Annotated in this window: 21 protein-coding genes and 1 tRNA gene; 4 read left to right on the top strand and 18 right to left on the bottom strand. The window is 72.6% G+C overall.

Annotation, left to right across the window (positions count from 1 at the left end):
• Positions 1–20: 20 nt before the first annotated feature.
• From VM324_09125 to VM324_09080, 10 genes are all read right to left on the bottom strand, one after another.
• The gene (locus VM324_09125; protein ID HVL99436.1) at positions 21–752 is read right to left on the bottom strand and encodes an ABC transporter ATP-binding protein; all 732 of its coding nucleotides are present in this window, start codon (positions 750–752) and stop codon (positions 21–23) included.
• A gap of 9 nt (positions 753–761) precedes the next feature.
• Positions 762–1,625: an ABC transporter ATP-binding protein gene (locus VM324_09120; protein HVL99435.1), complete on the bottom strand. Its 864-nt coding sequence runs from the start codon at positions 1,623–1,625 to the stop codon at positions 762–764.
• Entirely contained in the window at positions 1,615–3,177 is a 1,563-nt protein-coding gene (locus VM324_09115) for a branched-chain amino acid ABC transporter permease (protein HVL99434.1), read from the bottom strand. Before VM324_09115 ends, VM324_09120 begins: the two co-directional genes overlap by 11 nt.
• A gap of 25 nt (positions 3,178–3,202) precedes the next feature.
• Positions 3,203–4,471, bottom strand: coding sequence for a branched-chain amino acid ABC transporter permease (locus VM324_09110; GenBank protein ID HVL99433.1), 1,269 nt, complete (start codon positions 4,469–4,471; stop codon positions 3,203–3,205).
• 71 nt (positions 4,472–4,542) lie between these two features.
• Positions 4,543–5,277 carry an amino acid ABC transporter ATP-binding protein gene (locus tag VM324_09105; GenBank protein HVL99432.1) on the bottom strand — a complete coding sequence of 245 codons (735 nt, stop codon included), beginning with the start codon at positions 5,275–5,277 and terminating at the stop codon, positions 4,543–4,545.
• On the bottom strand, positions 5,278–6,030 hold the full coding sequence (locus VM324_09100) for an amino acid ABC transporter permease (protein HVL99431.1): 753 nt from the start codon (positions 6,028–6,030) through the stop codon (positions 5,278–5,280).
• A gap of 13 nt (positions 6,031–6,043) precedes the next feature.
• Complete coding sequence (locus VM324_09095; protein HVL99430.1) at positions 6,044–6,880, bottom strand: basic amino acid ABC transporter substrate-binding protein; 837 nt, start codon at positions 6,878–6,880, stop codon at positions 6,044–6,046.
• Between the two features lie 151 nt (positions 6,881–7,031).
• Entirely contained in the window at positions 7,032–7,664 is a 633-nt protein-coding gene (locus VM324_09090; GenBank protein HVL99429.1) for a response regulator, read from the bottom strand.
• Between the two features lie 27 nt (positions 7,665–7,691).
• The gene (locus VM324_09085; protein ID HVL99428.1) at positions 7,692–7,976 is read right to left on the bottom strand and encodes a hypothetical protein; all 285 of its coding nucleotides are present in this window, start codon (positions 7,974–7,976) and stop codon (positions 7,692–7,694) included.
• 162 nt (positions 7,977–8,138) lie between these two features.
• Positions 8,139–8,221 (bottom strand) — tRNA-Leu (locus tag VM324_09080).
• Positions 8,222–8,333: 112 nt separating this feature from the next.
• Here VM324_09080 and VM324_09075 point away from each other — a divergent pair.
• Both VM324_09075 and VM324_09070 read left to right on the top strand, forming a co-directional pair.
• Positions 8,334–9,251 (top strand): TIGR01777 family oxidoreductase, encoded by a 918-nt coding sequence (locus VM324_09075; protein HVL99427.1) that lies wholly within the window; start codon positions 8,334–8,336, stop codon positions 9,249–9,251.
• Between the two features lie 17 nt (positions 9,252–9,268).
• Entirely contained in the window at positions 9,269–9,424 is a 156-nt protein-coding gene (locus VM324_09070) for a hypothetical protein (GenBank protein ID HVL99426.1), read from the top strand.
• On the opposite strand, the gene trpA is transcribed toward VM324_09070, so the two are convergent.
• From trpA to hisI, 7 genes are all read right to left on the bottom strand, one after another.
• Positions 9,417–10,259 carry a tryptophan synthase subunit alpha gene (gene trpA / locus VM324_09065; GenBank protein HVL99425.1) on the bottom strand — a complete coding sequence of 281 codons (843 nt, stop codon included), beginning with the start codon at positions 10,257–10,259 and terminating at the stop codon, positions 9,417–9,419. The genes VM324_09070 and trpA overlap by 8 nt on opposite strands.
• Positions 10,256–11,455, bottom strand: a complete 1,200-nt coding sequence (trpB, locus tag VM324_09060; GenBank protein ID HVL99424.1) for a tryptophan synthase subunit beta — start codon at positions 11,453–11,455, stop codon at positions 10,256–10,258. Before trpB ends, trpA begins: the two co-directional genes overlap by 4 nt.
• Positions 11,452–12,288, bottom strand: coding sequence for an indole-3-glycerol phosphate synthase TrpC (locus tag VM324_09055; protein HVL99423.1), 837 nt, complete (start codon positions 12,286–12,288; stop codon positions 11,452–11,454). The genes trpB and VM324_09055 overlap by 4 nt, the downstream gene beginning before the upstream one ends.
• 55 nt (positions 12,289–12,343) lie before the next feature.
• On the bottom strand, positions 12,344–14,530 hold the full coding sequence (locus tag VM324_09050) for a choice-of-anchor P family protein (GenBank protein ID HVL99422.1): 2,187 nt from the start codon (positions 14,528–14,530) through the stop codon (positions 12,344–12,346).
• Between the two features lie 303 nt (positions 14,531–14,833).
• A complete protein-coding gene (locus VM324_09045; protein HVL99421.1) occupies positions 14,834–15,322 on the bottom strand; it encodes a Trp biosynthesis-associated membrane protein in 489 nt (162 codons plus the stop codon).
• Positions 15,319–16,896 (bottom strand): anthranilate synthase component I, encoded by a 1,578-nt coding sequence (trpE, locus tag VM324_09040; protein ID HVL99420.1) that lies wholly within the window; start codon positions 16,894–16,896, stop codon positions 15,319–15,321. The genes VM324_09045 and trpE overlap by 4 nt, the downstream gene beginning before the upstream one ends.
• Positions 16,893–17,225, bottom strand: a complete 333-nt coding sequence (hisI, locus tag VM324_09035; protein HVL99419.1) for a phosphoribosyl-AMP cyclohydrolase — start codon at positions 17,223–17,225, stop codon at positions 16,893–16,895. Before hisI ends, trpE begins: the two co-directional genes overlap by 4 nt.
• Positions 17,226–17,311: 86 nt before the next feature.
• Here hisI and VM324_09030 point away from each other — a divergent pair, with 86 nt between their 5' ends.
• Positions 17,312–18,232 (top strand): ABC transporter ATP-binding protein, encoded by a 921-nt coding sequence (locus VM324_09030; protein ID HVL99418.1) that lies wholly within the window; start codon positions 17,312–17,314, stop codon positions 18,230–18,232.
• The gene (locus VM324_09025) at positions 18,229–19,065 is read left to right on the top strand and encodes an ABC transporter permease subunit (protein HVL99417.1); all 837 of its coding nucleotides are present in this window, start codon (positions 18,229–18,231) and stop codon (positions 19,063–19,065) included. The genes VM324_09030 and VM324_09025 overlap by 4 nt, the downstream gene beginning before the upstream one ends.
• Before the next feature lie 63 nt (positions 19,066–19,128).
• Here VM324_09025 and VM324_09020 read toward each other — a convergent pair.
• Positions 19,129–19,931: S-layer homology domain-containing protein (locus VM324_09020; protein HVL99416.1), on the bottom strand; the 803-nt coding region annotated here is incomplete at its 5' end.

The raw sequence follows: 19,931 nt of genomic DNA, 5'->3' as shown, positions 1-19,931 counted from the left end.
CGGGCCTCCTCGCTGTGCGCCTACCTCGCCCTCGCGAGGGTCCCGAGGTACAGCTCGATCACCTTCGGGTCGGCGAGCAGCGCACGGCCGGTGCCGGTGTAGGCGTTGCGCCCCTGGTCCAGGACGTAGCCCCGATGGCAGATCTGCAGGCACCGGCGCGCGTTCTGCTCCACCATGACGATGGAGATGCCGGCCTCGTTGATCTGGCGGATCCTGCGGAACACCTCGTCCTGGATGGCCGGGGAGAGGCCCGCGGAGGGCTCGTCGAGGAGCAGGACCGCAGGCTCCATCATGAGCGCCCGGCCCATCGCGACCATCTGGCGCTCACCCCCGGACAGCGAGCCGGCGCGCTGCCTGCGACGGTCGGCGAGGAGCGGGAACAGCTCCGACACGAACGCGAAGCGCGGCTCCCACTCGCTGGGGCGCAGGTAGAGCCCCATCTCGAGGTTCTCCTCGACCGTGAGGCTCGGGAACACGTTGGCGACCTGCGGGACGTAGCCGACGCCCTTCGACACGAGGTCGTGGGCGGGCAGGTTGGTGATGTCCTCGCCGCGCAGACGCACCGACCCCTCGGTGATGGGCAGGAGTCCGAACATCGCCTTCACGAGGGTCGACTTGCCGGCGCCGTTCGGTCCGATGATCCCGACGAGCTCGCCCCCCGTGAGCTCGAGGTCACAGCCGTTCAGGATGTTCACCCCCGGCACGTAGCCGGCGACGACGGAGTCCGCCACGAGGATCGGGTCGCTGCTCATCGGGGCTCCTTACGGGACCTGCGGCGGATCGTCGTGTTGGCCGCCGAGATAGGCGTCGATGACCGCGCGGTTCGTGCCGATGGACGCGGGCGGCCCCTCCGCGATGATCCGGCCCTGGGCCATGCACACGACCCAGTCGCTGATGTCCATGACGACGTCCATGTCGTGCTCGACGAACAGCACGGTCATGCCCTCGTCGCGCAGCGCCTTGACATGACCGAGCAGCGACTGGGTGAGCGCCGGGTTCACGCCGGCCATCGGCTCGTCGAGCAGCACCATCTTCGGCTGGACCATGAGCGCGCGCGCCATCTCCAACAGCTTCTTCTGACCGCCTGACAGCGTGCCGGCGTACTCCTCGCGCATCCGGTCGAGCCGGAAGCGGGCGAGCAGCTCCTCGGCGCGCCTGCGGTTCGCTTCCTCCTCACCGCGCCACAGGCCGGGCACGAGGGACGTGAGGAACCGCTCGCCCCGCTGGCCGATCGCCGCGAGCATCATGTTCTCGAGCACGCTCATGCGTCCGAGCGCCTTGGTGAGCTGGAACGTGCGGACCATGCCCCGTCGCGCGACCCGGTGCGCGGGCACCTTCGCGAGCGGCTGACCGTCGAAGGTCCAGGTGCCCTGGTCGGCGGCCTCGAACCCGCTGATGACGTTGAAGAACGTCGTCTTGCCCGCGCCGTTCGGACCGATGAGCCCGGTGATGAGGCCGCGGGGGACCTCGAGGTGGGCAACGTCCACGGCCCGCAGGCCCCCGAACGACTTCACCACGCCGTCGACGACGAGAATGGGGTCGGGCTTCGCGACCCCCGGCTCGGGGGGGACCGCCGCGAGCGGGTGGGCCGCGGTGCCGGGGCCCACCGTCGGGTCACTGGACATCGAGCTGCATCTCCCGTCGGTCCCCGAGCAGACCCTGGGGCCGGTAGATCATGAGGAGCATGAGGCCGACACCGACGAAGGCGAACCGTACGGCCCCGATCGAGCCGGCGTGGAAGTACTGCTCGGGCAGGGCGCCGACCGCCGCGGCCCGGCGCAGGAAGCCGTCGACGCCGGCGACGATGAACCAGAACACCACCGACCCCACCACCGGGCCGAGGATGCGGGCGGCCCCGCCGAGGATGAGCACGGTGTAGGCGAAGAAGGTGAGCTGCGGCAGGAAGGTGTCCGGCTGGACGGTCTGGATCGTGAGTGCGAGCAGCGCACCCCCGATCGCTCCCATCACCCCACCGATGACCAGGCTCTGCATCTTGTAGGAGAAGACGTTCTTGCCGAGGCTGCGGGCCGCGTCCTCGTCCTCGCGGATCGACTTCACGACCCGGCCCCACGGGCTGCGCATGAGCGCCCACACGAACAGGCAGGCGAGCGCCACGAGCGACCACCCAACGAGCACCACCCACAGCCGCCGCTCGCTGAACCGCAACAGCGCGAAGAGGTAGTCGTCGGGGAACGGGTTCACCGCGTAGAACGCGGGAGCGAGCACCGCCGCTGCCGCGACACCCACCGCGGCTGCACCGGCCAGGGACTGTCGCCGCTCCGTGAGGCCGCGACGCCCGTGGCCCCTCGCGAGCGCCGCGAGCGCGCCGGCGATCAGCGCGGCGACGACCAGGCCCCATATCCGCGCGTGGGTCGTCGTCACGAGCAGCCGGTAACGCCCCGCCGGAATGGGGTTGAGCACGGTGAGGCCGGCGCCGAGCCACAGGCCGACGAGCGTCCCGGCGAGCGCCCCCCACGCGCGCTGCGGCTGCACGGCCCGTGCCCACCAGGCGCCGGCCATCCTGCTCGCCAGAACGAGGACGGCCGCCGCCAGGGCGGCGAGAAGCAGCACCCAGAGCGTTCGCTGCGTCAGGGCGACGGCGTACTCGCCGGTGGGGATCGGGTTCACACGGTAGAAGTCGCCGGTGAACCCGAAGAGTCCCCGGACGCCACCGGTCACGGGGCGGGCCTGGCGAACACGGAACACGAACCGCAGGATCTCCGCCGCGGCGATGGTCGTGATGGCGAGGTAGTCCGCCCGCAGCCGCAGGGTGGGGATGCCGAGCAGCAGGGCGAGCGCGACCGCGAAGAGCACCGAGAGCAGGAGCGCGGGCCACAGGCTCCAACCGAGGATCGCCACGCCGATGGCGATGCCGTAGGCGCCGACGAGCATGAAGCCCACCTGGCCGAAGTTGAGCAGGCCGGTGTAGCCGAAGTGCATGTTGAGGCCGATGGCGACGAGCGCGTAGACGGCCGCCGACGGCCCCGTGGCGACGCGCAGGGCCTCGACGAAGATGGCCTGGGACCTCACACCGATCATCTCGGCGGCCACCATCACGACGAGCAGGAGCGCCACGAGGACGGCGACGAGGCCCCAGGGGCTGTCCGTCCGTCTGCCGCGCGGCGCGCCCGCGCCGACCGTCGCCTGCTGGTCGCTGCGCTGCGTCGTCGAGGTCATCGGCCCTATCCCGTCCGCCGGGTCATCAGCCGACCCGCTCGCGGCGCCCGAGGATGCCCTGCGGGCGGATGAGGAGGATGACGATGAGCACGAGCAGGGCCCACATGTACTTCAGCTCCGCGGGAAACCACAGCGTGGACAGCTCGGTCACGATGCCGACGACGAGGCTGCCCACGATGGCCCCGTAGGCGGTGCCGAGGCCACCGAGGATGACGCCCGCGAACATCAGGAGCAGCAGGCGGAAGCCCATGAGGTAGTTCACGTTGACGACGACGCCCTGGAAGATCCCGCCGAGCGCGGCGAGGGCGGCGCCGAGCATCCACACGACGAGGATGATCCGTTCGACGTTGATCCCCGAGGACTCGGCGAGGTCGCGGTTGTCCGACACCGCCCGCATCGCCTTGCCGAGACGCGTCTTCGTGAGCAGGAGCCCGACGCCGATGAGCACGACCAGCGAGAGCGCCATGACGACGATCTCTCGCGGGGTGAGGCGCACGGGGCCGATCTCGACCGCCGACTGGAGCGCGTAGTTGAGGTACGTGCGGCGGCTTCCCCCGAAGAAGAACAGGATCACATGGCGGAGCAGGAACGCGAGCCCGACAGTGATCACGAGCAGCTGGATCAGGCCGGTCCGGCGCCGCCGCAGGGGCCGGAACAGGCCCGCCTCGAGCGCGCCGCCGAAGCCCGCGCAGACGGCGACGGCGAGGAACGTCGCCGGTATGAGGTGGACGCCCGGAACGGCCGTGTTGATGACGAATGCGGTGACCGCGCCCATGGTGACAAGATCGCCGTGGGCGAAGTTGATGAGCCCAGTGGTGCCGAAGATGAGCGAGAGCCCGATGGCGGTCATCGCGATGATGAGGCCGAACTTGATCCCGTTGACGCCGCTTTGGGCCACACGCCCGAACATCTGCGCCGCGGCCGTCTCCCGCTCGCCGAGCTGGAAGATGAGCGTGCGGTTCTGGCCGGTGCGGATCGTGAAGGACAGCGTCTGGCGCTCAGGGTCGGTGAGGCCCAGCTCACCCGGCAGCGTGTCGGTGTCGAGGGTGGCCTCGTAGCTGCCCGGGCCGGGCACCGGGACCGACCAGGCGCCCTCCTCGTCGCTCGTGGCGGTGTCGACGACGTCGCCTTCGGCGTCGCGAACGGTGATGTCCACGCCCTCGACCGGCTCGCCCGCCTGGTTGGTCAGCGTTCCGCGGACGCCTTCGGCGTTTTCCTGGGCACCGGCCGGCACGGCGAGCAACGCGATGAGCAGGAGCAGCGCGCCGACACCGACCCTCATGGGGATGCGCACTCGTGCCTCCTTCCTCCTTCCGAGGATCCCGCCCATAGGCACGGATTGTAGTGCGGACCTCGACGGGCGGCTCACAGGACCTGCTCCAAAAAGGCCCTGAAACGGTCCGTGTGCTGGTGCCGAAAGAGCTCGCGCGGGTCGCCGTCCTCCACGACCAGGCCCTTGTCCAAAAAGACGAGCCGATCGGCGACCTCGCGTGCGAAGCCCATCTCGTGGGTTACGACGACCATGGTCATCCCCCGCTCCGCCAGGCCCTGCATCACGTCCAGGACGCCCTTCACGAGCTCGGGGTCGAGCGCCGAGGTCACCTCGTCGAACAGCATGACGTCCGGGTCCATGGCGAGCGCCCGGGCTATGGCGACGCGCTGCTGCTGGCCACCCGACAGCTGCGCCGGTCGCACGTCGGCCTTGTGGGCGAGGCCGACCTCGGCGAGCCGCTCACGAGCGATGCGCTCCGCTTCCTCCTTGCGCAGCCCCTTGACCTTGCGCAGGGCGACGCTGACGTTCCTCAACGCCGACATGTGGGGGAAGAGGTTGAACTGCTGGAACACCATCCCGACGCGGGCGCGGACCTTGTCGATGTCGGTCGTGCGGTCGGTGATGTCGACCCCGTCGATCTCCACGGTGCCGGACGTCGGCTCCTCGAGGCGGTTGATGCAGCGCAGCATGGTGGACTTGCCCGAGCCCGAGGGGCCAACGACGCACACGACCTGGCCTGCGGGGATCTCCAGGGTGATGCCGCGGAGCACCGCGAGCTTGCCGAAGCGCTTGTGCAGGTCCCGCAAGGCGACCCGAGGCGTGTCCATTCAGGCGCGCCTCGGTGCGGGGTTCGCACTCGCCGGCAGCTCCTCGTCGGTGGCGACCCCTCCGCCGTCCCGCAGGTGCCGGTCGAGGAGGTTGACGAGATGGGTGAGGGGGATCGTGATGAACAGGTAGAAGACGCCGGCCATGACGAGCGGCGAGTAGTTGGCCTCGATGTTCACGATGGACTGCCCGACACGGAAGAGCTCGCGGTCGCCGATCGACAGGCCGAGCACGAAGACGAGGCTCGAGTCCTTGATGAGGGCGATGAACTCGTTCGTGAGGGGCGGGAGCACCCGCCGCACGCCCTGCGGGATCACGACGACCCACATCGCCATGAGGTAGGGCATGCCGACGCTGCGCGCGGCCTCCATCTGCCCCGGGTCGACGCTCTCGATGCCCGCGCGGTAGATCTCGGCGATGTAGGCGGTGGCGATCATGCCGAGCGCGAGGATCGCGTAGGCGAAGGTGTTCCGGCCGAAGGGGCGGAAGCCGGCTGTCGGCAGGCCGAGGCCGACGAGGACGATGGTGAGGATGGCCGGCAGGCCGCGGAAGATGTCGATGTAGATTTTGGCCGGCAGCCGGACCCACCAGCGCCGCGATATGGCCATGAGGGCGAGCGCCATCCCGGCGGCGAGCCCGAGGGCCATGGCGGCGAACGAAAGGATGACGGTGTTCGCCAGGCCTTCCCGGAGGAGGTCCGGGAACGCCCGCGCCATGAGCTCGACGTCGAAGTAGCCCTCTCGCAGGCGTTCCACGGTCGGAGGGGCGCTACGACTCGGCCGCCCCGTCGGCGCGGAACCGCTCGGGCACCTCTGCCTCCGGGAACCACTCGGTGAAGATGCGCTCGTAGGTGCCGTCCGCGATGATCTCGGCGAGCGCTTCGTTGATCGCGTCGAGCAGCGCGTCGTTGTCCTGCTGGACGCCGATGCCGTACTGCTCGTCGGTGTCGATCTCCTCGATGATCTCGAGGGCGTCGCTGTCGGCCACCGCCTCGACCGCAGCAGGCAGGTCGGCGAGCACCGCGTCGATCCCGCCGGTCTCGAGGCTCGCGAACGCCGCCGGGTAGTCGGGGAACTCGGTGATCGTGGACTCCGTGAAGTTCTCCCGGGCGTAGTCGAGGCCGGTCGTGCCGGCCTGGGCGCCGACCTCTTGACCGGCGAGGTCCTCGGTGCTCGCGATGGCGGAGTCCTCGGGCACGACGAGGGCCTGGGTGGCCTCGAAGTAGGGATCGGTGAAGGCGACGGTCCGCGCGCGTTCCTCGGTGATGGTGATGGCCGAGATGATCGCGTCGAAGTCGCCGCCGGCCAGCTGCTGGAAGATTGTGTCGAAGTTCGCGTCGACGTAGGTGACCTCGACACCGAGACGGGCGCCGATCTCGTTCATGAGCTCGATGTCGAAGCCCCGCTCCTCCCCTCCTTCGACGAACTCGAAGGGGGGGAAGTTGAGGTCGGAGCCGACGAGCAGGACACCCGGTTCGGCGAGCCCGAGGTCGTCGGGATTCTCCGTCGGGTCACCGGCCGGCGCGCCCGGCTCCGTACCGCCGTCCCCGCAGGCCGCGGCGAGGAGGACCAGCAGCGCGACCAGTGCGCGAAATCGGGTGGTCACCGTATCGCTCCTTGAGGTCTCGACGACGCCCATAGTAACGAAGGGCAGGCACGGCGATGACGCGTTCGGCGCCGCTGACGGCGCGTGAGCGGTCGGCGGCCCAACCGTGGGAACAGCGGGCGCTCTCGCGCGCGTGGCGGGGCGCAGGAGGTCAGGCCTCGCCGTAGCGCTCGAGGACCTGCTCGGCCACCGCCTTCATCGTGAGGCGGCGCTCCATGGCGGTGCGCTGCAGCCAGCGGAAGGCCGCCGGCTCGGCCATCCCCTCGTGCTCCTGAAGCAACCCCTTCGCCCGCTCGACGGCCTTGCGCGCCTCGAGGCGGTCGGTGAGGTTGCCGACCTGGCTCTCCAGGCCCTGCAGGTCCTTGAACCGCCCCGCGGCGATCTCGATGGCGGGCAGGAGGTCGTGCTTCTGGAAGGGCTTGACGAGGTAGGCCATCGCGCCGGCCCGCCGAGCCTTCTCGATGAGGTCACGCTGGCTGAACGCGGTGAGGATGAGGACCGCCGACAGCCGCTCACGGGTGATCTGCTCGGCCGCCTGGATCCCGTCCATGACCGGCATCTTGAGGTCGAGGATGGCCAGGTCGGGCCGCAGCTCCCGCGCCAGCCGCACCGCGGTCGCCCCGTCGCTCACCTCGGCGACCACGTCGAACCCCTCCTCCATCAGCATCTCTTTGAGGTCGAGGCGGATGAGCGCCTCGTCCTCGGCGATGAGGACCCGGATGGGGCGGTCGGGTCGCTGCGTCAACTCGTCCTCCTCGGGTGCGGCGGCCGCTGCGGCGGTCATGGGCACGGGCTCCCTCCTCGCGTCTGGCTAGCCCAGCCGGTCGAGCAGGGCGTCCTGTTCGGACGTCAGCTCGTCGATCCGCGCGGCGGTCTCGCCGCGCTGACGCTTCAGCCGGCGCAGGTCCTCCACGGCCTCTCGCCGTTCGCGGTCCGCCAGCGGGGTGCCGGCCACCGTCGCCCGGGTCGTGGCGTCGTCGGCGACGCCCTGCTGGTACGCGACCTGCTCGTCGAGCACGCGCAAGGTCTCGCGAAGCCGGAGGATCTCGGCGCGCGCCTCCGCGAGCCGCTTCTGCACGTTGCCGTGAAGTCTCACACCACCTGGTTTCGTCGTCGGGCAGGCCCACCGGGGGCGTAGCAGAAGACCACAGCCGCCCGGGCGGACCCGAAGTCTACGACACGACCGGCCCCGGCCGGAAGGGACCGGGGGGCACCCGCAAGGCGATTAGAAGAGCGACAGCGGTCCGTCGCCTCGCGGTGCCCCGGGAGGGATTCGAACCCTCACATCCGTAGATACAGGGACTTGAAGCCTGCGCGTCTGCCTGATTCCGCCACCGGGGCCGTAGCGACGCCCCATCGTATCGCCCCGTGTAACGTCCTTGCCGCACCAGGTATCGGTCTGCGATGCGGCGAGGGTGCGCTAGCGTTCGGCTCCCCGGCCCGAGGAGCCCCCATGCACATCGCGATCACCGGGGCGACCGGGTTCATCGGCTCGGGTCTCGTGCCGTTCCTCGTGGCCGGTGGACACGAGGTCACGCGGGTCACCCGGCGACCGCCGCGAGCGCCCGACGAGGTCACCTGGGACCCGGCGGCCGGACGGATGGACGAGGACGCCCTGCGCGGCGTCGACGCGGTCGTGCACCTCGCCGGCGAGCCCATCGCCGCAGGCAGATGGACCGAGCAGCGCAAGCGGCGGATACGCGACAGCCGGGTGCAGGGCACCGCGCTGCTCGCGCGGACTATGGCGGGAACGACCGACGGTCCCCGGGTGCTCGTGGGCTCCTCGGGCATCGACTACTACGGTGACCGCGGCGACGAGGTTCTCACCGAGGACAGCGCCCCCGGAGACGGTTTCCTCGCCGAGGTGTGCGTCGCCTGGGAGGCGGCGGCGGACGCCGCCCGCGAGGCGGGGGTGCGCGTCGTGCACCTGCGCACCGGTATCGTCCTGAGCGCTGAAGGGGGGGCGCTGCCGCGCCTCCTGCTGCCGTTCCGGCTGGGCCTCGGGGGCAGGTTCGGCTCGGGCCGGCAGTACTGGAGCTGGATCACCATCGACGACATGATCGGCCTCATCGCTCACGCGCTGGCCAGCGACGGCCTCGCCGGACCGGTCAACGCGGTCGCGCCGAGCCCGGTGACGAACGCCGAGTTCACCCGCACCCTCGCGGGCGTCCTCTCTCGCCCGGCGGCGTTGCCGGTTCCGCGGTTCGCGCCCCGGCTCGTCCTCGGCGAGCTCGCTGACTCGCTGCTCTACGCGAGCCAGCGCGCGTTGCCCGAGCGCGCCGAGGCCGACGGCTACGTGTTCCGCCACGCCAACCTCGAGGAGGCGCTGCGCCACGTCCTCGCCCGCCCCTCGAGGTGCCCGCCGGCCTGAGCGGCTACCGTGCGGGTGTGACCCGCGACCGCTCCCCGCCTCCGCGCGACCATCCGGACCGCAGCGCCCTCGGCGCCGATCTCACGAACCGGCTGCGCCGGATCACCGCGGCGGCACTGCTCGCCGCGACCCTCGTCCTCGTCGTGGCCGTCGCCGTCGGACGGCTCACCTGAGGCGGCAGCCCTCGGCGAGCGCGGCGACGAGCCGGCGGACGGCGTCGGGGCCGCCCTCCCCGGCGGCCCGGACCGCGGCCGACCCGACGATGACGCCGTCTGCGAACCCCGCCACCTCGGCAGCCTGCTCGGGCGCCGACACGCCGATGCCCACGCACACCGGGCGGTCGGTGCAGGCGCGGAGACGCTCCACGAGGGGCGCCGCCGTCGCGGCGAGCGAGGAGCGCTCACCGGTGACGCCGAGCGTCGACGTCGCGTAGACGAATCCCGTCGACGCCCCGGCCACGGCCGCGAGCCGTTCGGCGGTCGACGTGGGCGCGGCGAGGAAGACGGTGGCCAGTCCGTGCGCGGCCGCAGCCGCCGTCCACGGCCCCCCCTCGTCGGCGGGGAGGTCCGGCAGGATCGCTCCCACGAGCCCCGCGGCGGCCGCGTCGGCGGCGAAGGCGTCGAGCCGCCCGGGGCCGCCGTACCGCCAGGCGAGGTTGTAGTAGGTCATCACAAGGGCGGGCGCCTCGACCGCCGCGGTGAGCGCGGCGCACATGGCAAGGTCGTCGGCGGGGGTGTAGCCCCAGTCGAGCGCCGCCTGGCACGCAGCCTGGATGACCGGCCCGTCCATCAGCGGGTCGGAGTAGGGGAACCCGACCTCGAGGAGGTCCGCCCCCGCCTCGGCTGCGGCTTCGAGGCACGTCCGCGAGGTGTCGAGGTCGGGGTAGCCGGCCGGCAGGTACACGACGAGCGCGGCCCGCCCCGCGTCGTTGGCGGCACGCACCGCCCGCGCGACCCGCGAGCCGTCGGCCGTCGCCGCGGCCGCACCGGGGCGCTGCTCGACCGTCATGCCTGCTGCAGGCCGAGCACGCGGGCCACCTCGTCGACGTCCTTGTCGCCCCGGCCCGACAGGTTGAGCACGACGACACCGTCGCTCCCGAGCTCGCGGGCGATACGCAGCGCGGGAAGGACGGCATGGGACGGCTCGAGCGCCGGGATGATCCCCTCGAGCTGGCAGAGCAGGCGGAAGCCCTCGAGCGCCTCCGTGTCGGTCGCCGCTACGTAGCGGGCCCTGCCGGAGTCGGCGAGCCACGCGTGCTCGGGCCCGACACCGGGATAGTCGAGGCCGGCGGACACCGAGTGCGTGGGGCGGACCTGACCGTAGTCGTCCTGGAGGACGAACGAGCGCGCCCCGTGCAGGATGCCCTCGCTGCCCCCGGACAGGGTCGCGGCGTGCCGGTCCCCGCCGATGCCCTCACCGCCCGCCTCGACCCCCACGAGGGCGACCGCGGCGTCGGGCACGAAGGCGTGGAAGGCGCCCATCGCGTTCGAGCCGCCCCCGACGCAGGCGACGACGGCGTCGGGAAGGCGCCCCTCCGCCTCGCGGACCTGCCTGCGGGTCTCCTCACCGATGACCTTCTGGAACTCGCGGACGAGGAGGGGGAACGGATGCGGACCGACCACGGACCCGATGAGGTAGTGCGTCGTGGCGACATTCGTCACCCAGTCGCGGAACGCCTCGTTGATCGCGTCCTTGAGCGTGCGGGTGCCCGCGCGCACGGGCACGACCTCGGCGCCCATGAGCTCCATCCGCACGACGTTGAGTCGCTGGCGGCGGCAGTCCTCCTCGCCCATGTACACCGTGCACGCGAGGCCGAGGAGCGCCGCGGCGGTGGCGGTGGCCACCCCGTGCTGGCCTGCGCCCGTCTCGGCGATAACCCGCTGCTTGCTCATCCGCGCGGCGAGCAGCGCCTGGCCGAGCACGTTGTTGAGCTTGTGGCTGCCCGTGTGCGCGAGGTCCTCCCGCTTGAGGTAGATGCGAGCCCCGCCGCCGTGCGCGGACAGGCGCTCGGCAGGGTAGAGGGGGGTGGGGCGCCCCCCGTAGTCGCGGGCGAGGGCGGCCAACCGCCCGGTGAAGGTCTCGTCGTCCATCGCGTCGGCGAACGCCTCGTCGAGCTCGTCGAGGGCGGCGACGAGCGCCTCGGGCACGAACCGTCCGCCGAAGCGTCCGAAGTGCCCGATGTTGGCCCCCTCGACAGCCGTCACCGGGTCGCCCCCGTCGGCGCGTCGGTCGCCGATCCGGCGAGGGCGAGGGCCCGGACCGCCGCCGCGGGGTCGGGCGCGCGTGCGACGTGCTCGCCGACGAGCACGGCGTCGGCTCCGAGCCCGGCGAGCCGGCGCACGTCGTCGGGTCCCCGCACGCCGCTCTCCGCGACGGCGAGGGCGTGGGACGGCACGGCGTCGCGCACGGCGGCGAAGCGGTCGGGGTCCACGGCGAGGGTGGCGAGGTCGCGGGCGTTGACACCGATCACGAGCCGCGGGCTGCCTCCGCACGCGGTGTGCGCAGCGGCGGCCCGGGCGGCCTCCCCCGCGTCGTGGACCTCGACGAGGGCGTCGAGCTCCGCGTGCGCAGCGGTGGCGAGCAGGCGCTGCAGCGTCGCGTCGTCGAGGGCCGCGACGATGAGGAGCACGGCGCTCGCGCCCGCCGCCCGCGACTCCCAGAGCTGGTAGTCGTCGACGACGAAGTCCTTGCGCAGGGTCGGGACGCCCACCGACGCCGCGATCGCCTCGAGGTCACCGAGCGAACCCTGGAACCACCGTGGCTCCGTGAGGACGCTCACCGCACCCGCGCCACCGTCGGCGTAGGAGCGGGCGAGCGCCGCCGGATCGGGGATCGCGGCGATCGCCCCCCGCGAGGGGCTCGCGCGCTTCACCTCGGCGATGACCGTCACCCCCGGTGCGGCGAGCGCGCCAGCGAAGGAAGGCGGCGGGCTGGTCGCGCCCGCCCGGTCACGCAGCTCGTCGAGGCCGATGCGGCCCGCGGCGGAACGCACGCGTTCCCGCGCGGACGCGCAGGCGCTGTCGAGGAAGCTGGTCACGGACGCTCCTTGCCGGAGCGGCCATCGTAGGCCGCTCCGGCAGAGGGGCGCCACGTCAGGCGGCGCAGACGATCCGCGAGTGCGCCTCGCCGACGATGATCTCGGTCCCGGCAGGTCCGAGGCCGCCGACAGCCTGCAGGAGGGTGACACGCAGTGCGCGAACCGTGAAGCCGTGCCCGGCACCCGTCCCCGCCGGGTCGGGAATGACCTCGCGGACCACGACCCGGGCAACGCCCGGCACCTCGACGACGGTGTTCGGGGCCGTCGTGACGGGGACGACCGTGTCGCCGATCCGCAGGTTGGCGACCATGGTGCCCTCGCTCGCGCGGGCCAGATCGCCGGGTACGGCCGGGCACGTCGAGGTCGACACCGCGCGGACCGCGTCGGCGCTGATCGCGGGACGGCCCGTGGTGTTGAGGAGCTCCACATCGGCCGCCTCGGCATCACCCTGGGCGAAACCGACGTCGAGGTCACCGCGCGCCACCGCCCGCAGCAACCGGGCGTTGGCCAGGGGCGACACGGGGACCGTCACCGTGGAGGTCTCCGCGACGCGCTGCTGCGGCGGTGGCAGGGTGATGGACACCTCCGGCAGCCGCTGGACGACGGCGGATCCGAGCAGGTTCACGTTCAACCCGAACGCCCGCGCGGTCAGCGACGTCGCGGCCGCGGGGACCACCCAGCGCTTCGTGCCGACGGCGTGCGGTTGTGCCCCGACGGTGGGGGTGCCGGTGAACTGCGTCCCGGCGGTCGCGGGCTGCTGGTCGGTGACCTGGCAGGACCCCTGGCGGGGGACACACGCGACGATACGGTCCTCGGCGGTCTGCGCCGGTCCGGTGTAGGTGAACGTCGCGCGCCCCTGGGCGTTCGTCGTGGTGTTGCCCTGGGCGACCGGGCCCGTGAAGACCCCCGCGCCGGTGGACGCGTCGTCCCGGTAGACCTCGAAGCGGATGTTCGCCCCGCTCACCGGCTGGTTGTTCACGTCCCTGGCGGTGACCGTCGCGGTGTGCGCCGTGCCCACCCGGTTGATCGCCAGCACCTGGTCGAAGACCACCCGGGTCACGCGTTCGTCGGGGTGCAGCCAGCGCTTGTTCGCCGTGTCGAAGACCCTGGACGTGACCTGCGGCGTGCCGGTGAACTGCGTCCCGTCGGTGGCGGGCTGCTGGTCGGTGACCCCGCAGGGCTCGTTCGGGCGGGCGGCGCACGCGACGATCACGTCCCTGGCCGAGTTGGCCGGGCCGGTGTAGGTGAAGCGGGCCTGACCCTGGTTGTTCGTGCGCTGCATGCCGCTCGTGACCGGACCGCTGAAGGTGCCGGTGCCGGTCGTGTCGCGGTAGACCTGGAAGTGGACGTTCGCGTCCGGCAGGCGGGCGCCCCGGTCGTCGTGCACCGTCGCCGTCACCGTGTGCGTGCTGGCGACGGGGTTCGTCGCGGTCTCCGGGACGAGGTCGAGCGTGTTCGCGCGGTCCTCGGCGGGGATCAGCGGTCCCTCGCTCAGGGCCGCGAGCAGGCGGATGAGGAACGAGGCCATCTGGTCGCGGCGCGTGCCGACCGTCGGCTGGTAGGTGCCGGCGGTCCTGCCGATGGTGAGGTTGAGCGCGCGCGCGCCGTTGATGTTGCGCGCGTGGACGTTCGTCGGCGGCACGTCGGCGAACGGGCCGCTCTCCCGCTGCAGGCGCTCGAGGGGCACGTCCTCGATGAACGCCGCGGCTCGCAGCACCATGGACCCGATCTGGTCACGCCGCAGGCGTCCGGCCGGGCTGTACCGCCCCGGTGAGGTACCGACCGTGATGCCGGTCTGGGCGATGATGTTGATCGCGTCGCGGTGGACGTTGCCCTGGATGTCGGTGAAGCCCTGGTCGCTCGGGGGCGGCAGCTGCACGTCGGCCGCCTGCATGGTGCGGACCATGAAGGACGCGAACTGGTCGCGGCGCACGATCATGCGCGGCCCGAAGGTCTGGTTGGCGAAGCCGACGGTGATGTTGTTGTTGAACGCGCAGTCGACGTTCAGCCGGTGCACCTCGGGGATCTGCGCGCGGTCGACGAAGGGTGACGGCGGGTTCGTGTCGTCTGGACAGGCGTTGTTCGGGTTCTCCACGGGCTGCGGCTGCGCGAGGGCGACCGCCGGCAGCAGCGTGAGCGCCAGGGCGGCGACGACGAGAAGTGCCACGTCGCGCTGCGAGGGTCGCCGCACGTTCGTCCGTTCCCACATCATGGCCTCCTTGCGCCAGCCGGTGACCGTCACCGGCCTCGCGCCGTGCGGGCGAGGTAGGCGCGGTGTCCACCCTCCCATCAGGCGCATTGTGCCCGCCCGCTCCACCCTGCGATGCAGGCGGGACGGCCGTCGTTCACCGCTCAAGCGACCTGAGCCCTCATCAGCCCTAACGTCCGGTACACCGGTGGCGTTACGGGCCCCGACCCGATCAGGCGTGGAGAAGAAGCGCGCACGCAGCAGGCACTCCTTAACGTGGCCGGATCACCACTCTGCGCACTTTCCCCCGCCGCGGGACGGCCTGCTGGGGCTACTGCACCGGGGCGCCCGCGAGGACTACTGCCCCTCGGCGAGCTCCCACTCGTCGTCGTCCTCCGCGCCCTCGAGCGAGTAGCGCTTCCCGAGCGCCGGAGGGGGCGCAGGTCGCCGCCAGGCCACGACCCCCGCGGCGACGAGCGCCGCGGCGCCCGCCGCCGCGATCCACGGCGCCGCGGTCAGGTCGCCGGGCTCACGCGCGGCCCGGGTGACCCCCGCAGCCAGGACCGCGCCGCCACCGACGCCCACGATGACGAGCAGCGCTCCGACGAGGCGCCGGCCCCGTCCCCGGGCGACGGCGAGCGCGAGCCCCGCGAACGTTCCGAGCACCCCGGCGGCCACCGCCTGGGGCGCCATGGCCACGCCCGGTGTGGCGCGGGGGTCGACGAGCGCCACGCCACCGACCTCGCGCACGCGGTCGGCCACGACCCAGTCCCCGGTCGTCGCCCCCGCGAGCACGAGCCCGCCCACGACGGCGAGGGCGGCCGCGAGAGGGGTCCGGCGGCTCACGGGCCCACGGTTCCGGGTGCCGAGCGGGGCCCCCGGTCGGGGCCCGCACGCGCGGCGGTGAGCCCCTCGGCGGCACGGACGGCGGCGAGGAGGGCCATGGCCTTGTCCTGCGTCTCGGCGTACTCCCTCTCGGCCACGCTGTCGGCGACGACCCCCGCCCCTGCCTGCACGTGGGCCCGCCCACCGGCGAAGACGAGGGTGCGGATCGCGATGCAGAGGTCGAGGTTGCCGGCGAGGTCGAGGTAGCCGATCCCACCGCCGTACACGCCCCGGCGGGTGGTCTCGAGCTCGTCGATGATCTCCATGGCCCGGACCTTCGGCGCGCCCGTCAACGTGCCGGCGGGGAAGGTCGCGCGAAGGACGCCGACGGGCGCGACGTCGGGTCGCACCCGCCCGGTGACCCGCGACGACAGGTGCATCACGTGGCTGTAGCGCACGACCTCCATGAAGGCGGCGACCCTCACCGTGCCGACCTCGCACACGCGGCCGAGGTCGTTGCGGGCGAGGTCGACGAGCATCACGTGCTCGGCGCGCTCCTTCTCGTCGGCGAGCAGCGAGCGCTCGAGGTCCTCGTCCTCCGCGTCGGTCGCCCCCCGCGGCCGTGAGCCCGCGATCGGCCATATGGAGGCCTCGCCGGCCTCCACCTTGACGAGCGCCTCCGGCGACGAGCCGACGATCTGCAGGTCGCCGTAGTCGAACAGGTAGAGGTACGGGGACGGGTTGATCACCCGCAGCACCCGGTAGACGGAGAAGGGGTCGACGTCGGTGTCGAGGGAGAAACGCTGTGACGGCACGACCTGGAAGACGTCGCCGGCCCGGATGTACTCCTTGGCCACCTCGACCGCGGCGAGGTAGGCCTCCCGCGTCATGTTCGCCGCCGCGTCCGTCACCTTCGTCGCCTGCGGCGGAGCCACGGGCGGTGCCCGCACCGGCGCGCTCAGCGCGTCGACGAGATCCTCGGAGGCGGTCAGGGCCTCGTCGTACTGGCGGCCCGGGTCGCGCCCCACGAGCACGTTCGAGACGACGTGCAGCCGCTGGCGGAGGTGGTCGAAGGCGATGAGCTGGCCGGGGAAGACCAGGCGGACGTCGTCGAGGGCGAGGTCGTCGGCCGTCGTGTCCGGCAGCCGCTCGACGAATCGCACGATGTCGTACCCGAGATAGCCGACAGCGCCGGCGAACAGCGGCGGCAGTCCGGGCAGCTGCGGTGCGCGGAGCGCGGCGGCGAGCGCCTCGAGGGTGGCCAGCGGGTCGCCGCCGGCCGCCGCGTCGCGGGCGGCGGCAGGGGCGGCGCCCTCCAGCCGGACCTGCCCGCCCTGCGCGGACATCGTGAGGAACGGGCGCAGCCCGATGAACGAGTAGCGGCCCCACCGCTCCCCCTTCTCGACCGACTCGAGGAGGAAGGTCGGGCCGCCCGCGGTGCGCAGCCGGTCGTACACCGCTAGCGGCGTCTGGAGGTCGGCGAGGACCTCCCGCCATACCGGCACGACCGCGTGGCGGGCCGCGAGCGCGGTGAACTCCTCGCGGGTCGGCCGGTAGGGCGCCGCCCCCCGGACCGCCACGTCCTGGACGGTCACCGGGCCGCGATCCGCTGCTGGAAGCAGCTGCGCGCGCCGGTGTGGCACGCCCCCGCGCCGTGCTGGTCCACCTTGACGAGCAGCACGTCGGCGTCGCAGTCGGCGACGACCTCGACGACGCGCTGGGTGTTGCCGCTCGTCGCGCCCTTGTGCCAGCGCTCGCCGCGGCTGCGGGACCAGAACACCGTCTCTCGGCTGCGGAGCGTCTCCTCGAGAGTGTCCGCGTTCATCCACGCGAGCATGAGCACCTCCCCGGTGTCGTGCTGCTGCACGATGGCCGGGATGAGGCCGCGGTCGTCGAAGCGCAGGCCGGCTGTCTCCGCACCCATGTCGAGGCAGCCTACCGTCCGCCCGGGGACTCGGCTGCGTGCGCAGCAATGGCTCGCGGGGGCGTTTGCGTCTTGAATGCGGAACCATGGGCCACGGGACGGCGGCGATCGCGACGGAGGGTCTGCGCAAGGACTACCGGCGCAGGGCTGCCCTCGCGGACCTGTCGATCACCGTCGAACCCGGTGAGGTGTTCGGCTTCCTCGGGCCCAACGGCGCCGGGAAGACGACCGCGCTGAAGATCCTCGCGGGTCTCGTGCGGCCCACCGCGGGGCAGGCGTGGATCTTCGGGCGCCCCGCCGGCGACCCGGCCAGCAGGCGCGAGCTCGGCTACCTCCCCGAGCACTTCCGGTTCCACGACTGGATGACCGCCGAGCAGCTGCTCGCCTTCCACGCGCGCCTCGCCGGGCTCGACCGCCCGGCGGGCCGGGCGCGGGCGCGTGACGTGCTCGAGCGGGTGGGGCTCGCCGAACGCGCCGGGGAGCGCCTGCGCGGTTTCTCCAAGGGGATGGCGCAGCGCGTCGGGCTCGCGCAGGCGCTGCTCGGGCGTCCACGCCTCGTGCTGCTCGACGAGCCGACCTCGGCGCTCGACCCGGTCGGCCGGCGCCGGGTGCGTGACATCGTCCGCGAGCTGCGCGCCGAGGGTGTCACCGTCTTCCTGAACTCCCACCTGCTCAGCGAGGTCGAGATGGTGTGCGACCGCGTCGCCATCGTCGACCGCGGACGGGTCGTGCGCGCCGGGCGCCTCGACGAGCTCCTCGCCGCGGCCACCGAGCTCCGTCTGACCCTCGACCGGGTCGACGAGGAGGCCCTGCGCCTCCTGCGGGAGCACGGCGAGGTCCTGAGGGCGGACCCCTCCACGGTCGTGCTCGCCGTCGACGACCTCGCCGTCGCTCCCGTCGCCGCCGAGCGCCTCGTGCGCGCCGGCTACCGCCTGCACGCGCTCGTGCCGGTGCGCCAGTCCCTGGAGGACCTCTTCGTCGGGCTCGTCGGGCGGGCGTCGCCGTGAGGGCGCTCACGATCGCGCGCTTCACCGTGGCCGAGGCGGTGAAGCGCCGGCTCGTCGTCACCGGCACGCTCGTAAGCGCCCTCTTCGCCGCACTGTTCATCGCCGGGTTCTCGCTCCTCGACGCCCGGGGCGATGGTCCCGCGGAGACGGCGCTGTCCGCGTTCGGGTCGACGCTGCTGACCGTCTTCGGGCTCTACAGCGTCTACTTCCTCGCCGGGCTCCTCGCGGTCCTGCTCGGCGTCGGGGCGGTCTCCGGAGAGATCGACGCCGGCACGCTGCACGCCGTGCTCGCCCGTCCCCTGCGCCGCAGGGACTACCTCGTCGGCCGCTGGCTCGGCCTGACCGCGATCCTCGCCCTCTACGTGACCTTCATGGCCGGGGGGCTGCTGCTCGCCGCCCACCTCATCGCCGGCTACACCGCCCTCAACCCGTTGATGGCGATCGGCCTCCTCGCCGTCCAGGCCGCCGCCATGCTCAGCCTCGCGCTGCTCGGCAGCACGGTGCTGCCCACCCTCGCCAACGGCGTCGTCGTGCTGTCGCTGTTCGGCCTCGCCTGGCTCGGCGGGATCATCGCCACGGTCGGCCGGGCCCTCGACAACGCCGCCATGACGACGCTCGCGACTGCGGTCGGCGTCGCCGTCCCGTCGGACATGGTGTGGCGCGCCGCGTCGTACTTCGCGCAGTCGCCGCTGCTGCTCGCCGCCGGCGACGTTCCCGGCATCCCCTTCGCCTCGTCCCACCCCCCGTCGGCCGCGCTCGTCGCGTGGGGGGTCGCCTATCCCGCCGTCGTCCTCGGGCTCGCCGCCCTGGCCTTCGCCCGGCGCGACCTGTAGGCCCGGGAGCGGTCCGCTGATCCCTCAGCGCGACGGACCCACGGACGCTCGAGTAGGAACCTGTCAGACGAGCCCGAGGGCACGGGCGAGAAACGAGGCCATCTCGGCGCGCTTGACCGGCTGGTTGGGGCAGTAGCGACCGTCACCGCAGCCGCGCGTGATCCCCGCCGAGGCGATCGTGTTGATGGCTGTCCGGTGCACCGACGAGGCGATGTCGGAGAAGCGGTCGCCGAGCGACAGGGAGAGGGAGAGGCTGCGCAGCTTCCACGCCCGCTGGAGGAACGACGCCATCTGGGCGCGGCTGACCGGCGCGTCGGGGCAGAAGCGGTCCGGCCCGCAGCCCCCGGTGATCCCGGCCGCCGCGAGGGCGTTGATCGCCCCGGCGTGCGGGGAGCCGGCGATGTCGGTGAAGTAGCTCCCCCCCGTGGCGGGCAGCTTGCGCGCACGGGCGATGAGCGACGCCATCTGGGCGCGGGTGATCTGCCGGTCGGGGCAGAAGAGCTCGGCGGTGCACCCGTTCGTGATGTCGCGCAGCGCGAGCGCCTTGATGGCCGGCGCGTGCGGTCCCCCGTTCACGTCGCGGAACTCCCCCGGCTTCAGCGGGGGCAGCGGGACCGGGAGCGGCGCACTCGCGGCGGAGCGGTTGAAGTCGCGGCAGGTGGTCCCGCCGTCGTTGTTGTGCACGATGGGGTCGGCCGGGACGTGGTTGTCGTAGGCGGGGCGGGTGGAGCCGGTGAACCGGCCCATGTTCATGGTGGCCCACATGGTGCCGTCGGCGTCGCAGATGATGCCGATGCCCACGGCGTCGTGGTAGCGGTTGAGCATGTTGCGCCGGTGGCCCTCGGACTGCATCCAGCCGCGGTGGG

This window comes from Egibacteraceae bacterium, from assembly GCA_035540635.1.
In the GTDB taxonomy this organism is placed as follows: Bacteria; Actinomycetota; Nitriliruptoria; order Euzebyales; family Egibacteraceae; genus DATLGH01.
The sequence above is the reverse complement of the archived record's forward strand: the minus strand, read 5'-3'. Positions and strand labels throughout refer to the sequence as shown.

Coding starts and splice junctions, on each gene's coding strand:
- VM324_09120 (HVL99435.1), bottom strand. CDS start 1,625: ATGTCCAGTGACCCGACGGTGGGCCCCGGCACCGCGGCCCACCCGCTC.
- VM324_09125 (HVL99436.1), bottom strand. CDS start 752: ATGAGCAGCGACCCGATCCTCGTGGCGGACTCCGTCGTCGCCGGCTAC.
- trpA (HVL99425.1), bottom strand. CDS start 10,259: ATGACGGTCGAGCAGCGCCCCGGTGCGGCCGCGGCGACGGCCGACGGC.
- VM324_09090 (HVL99429.1), bottom strand. CDS start 7,664: ATGACCGCCGCAGCGGCCGCCGCACCCGAGGAGGACGAGTTGACGCAG.
- VM324_09075 (HVL99427.1), top strand. CDS start 8,334: ATGCACATCGCGATCACCGGGGCGACCGGGTTCATCGGCTCGGGTCTC.
- hisI (HVL99419.1), bottom strand. CDS start 17,225: ATGGGTGCGGAGACAGCCGGCCTGCGCTTCGACGACCGCGGCCTCATC.
- VM324_09105 (HVL99432.1), bottom strand. CDS start 5,277: ATGGACACGCCTCGGGTCGCCTTGCGGGACCTGCACAAGCGCTTCGGC.
- VM324_09115 (HVL99434.1), bottom strand. CDS start 3,177: ATGACCTCGACGACGCAGCGCAGCGACCAGCAGGCGACGGTCGGCGCG.
- VM324_09030 (HVL99418.1), top strand. CDS start 17,312: ATGGGCCACGGGACGGCGGCGATCGCGACGGAGGGTCTGCGCAAGGAC.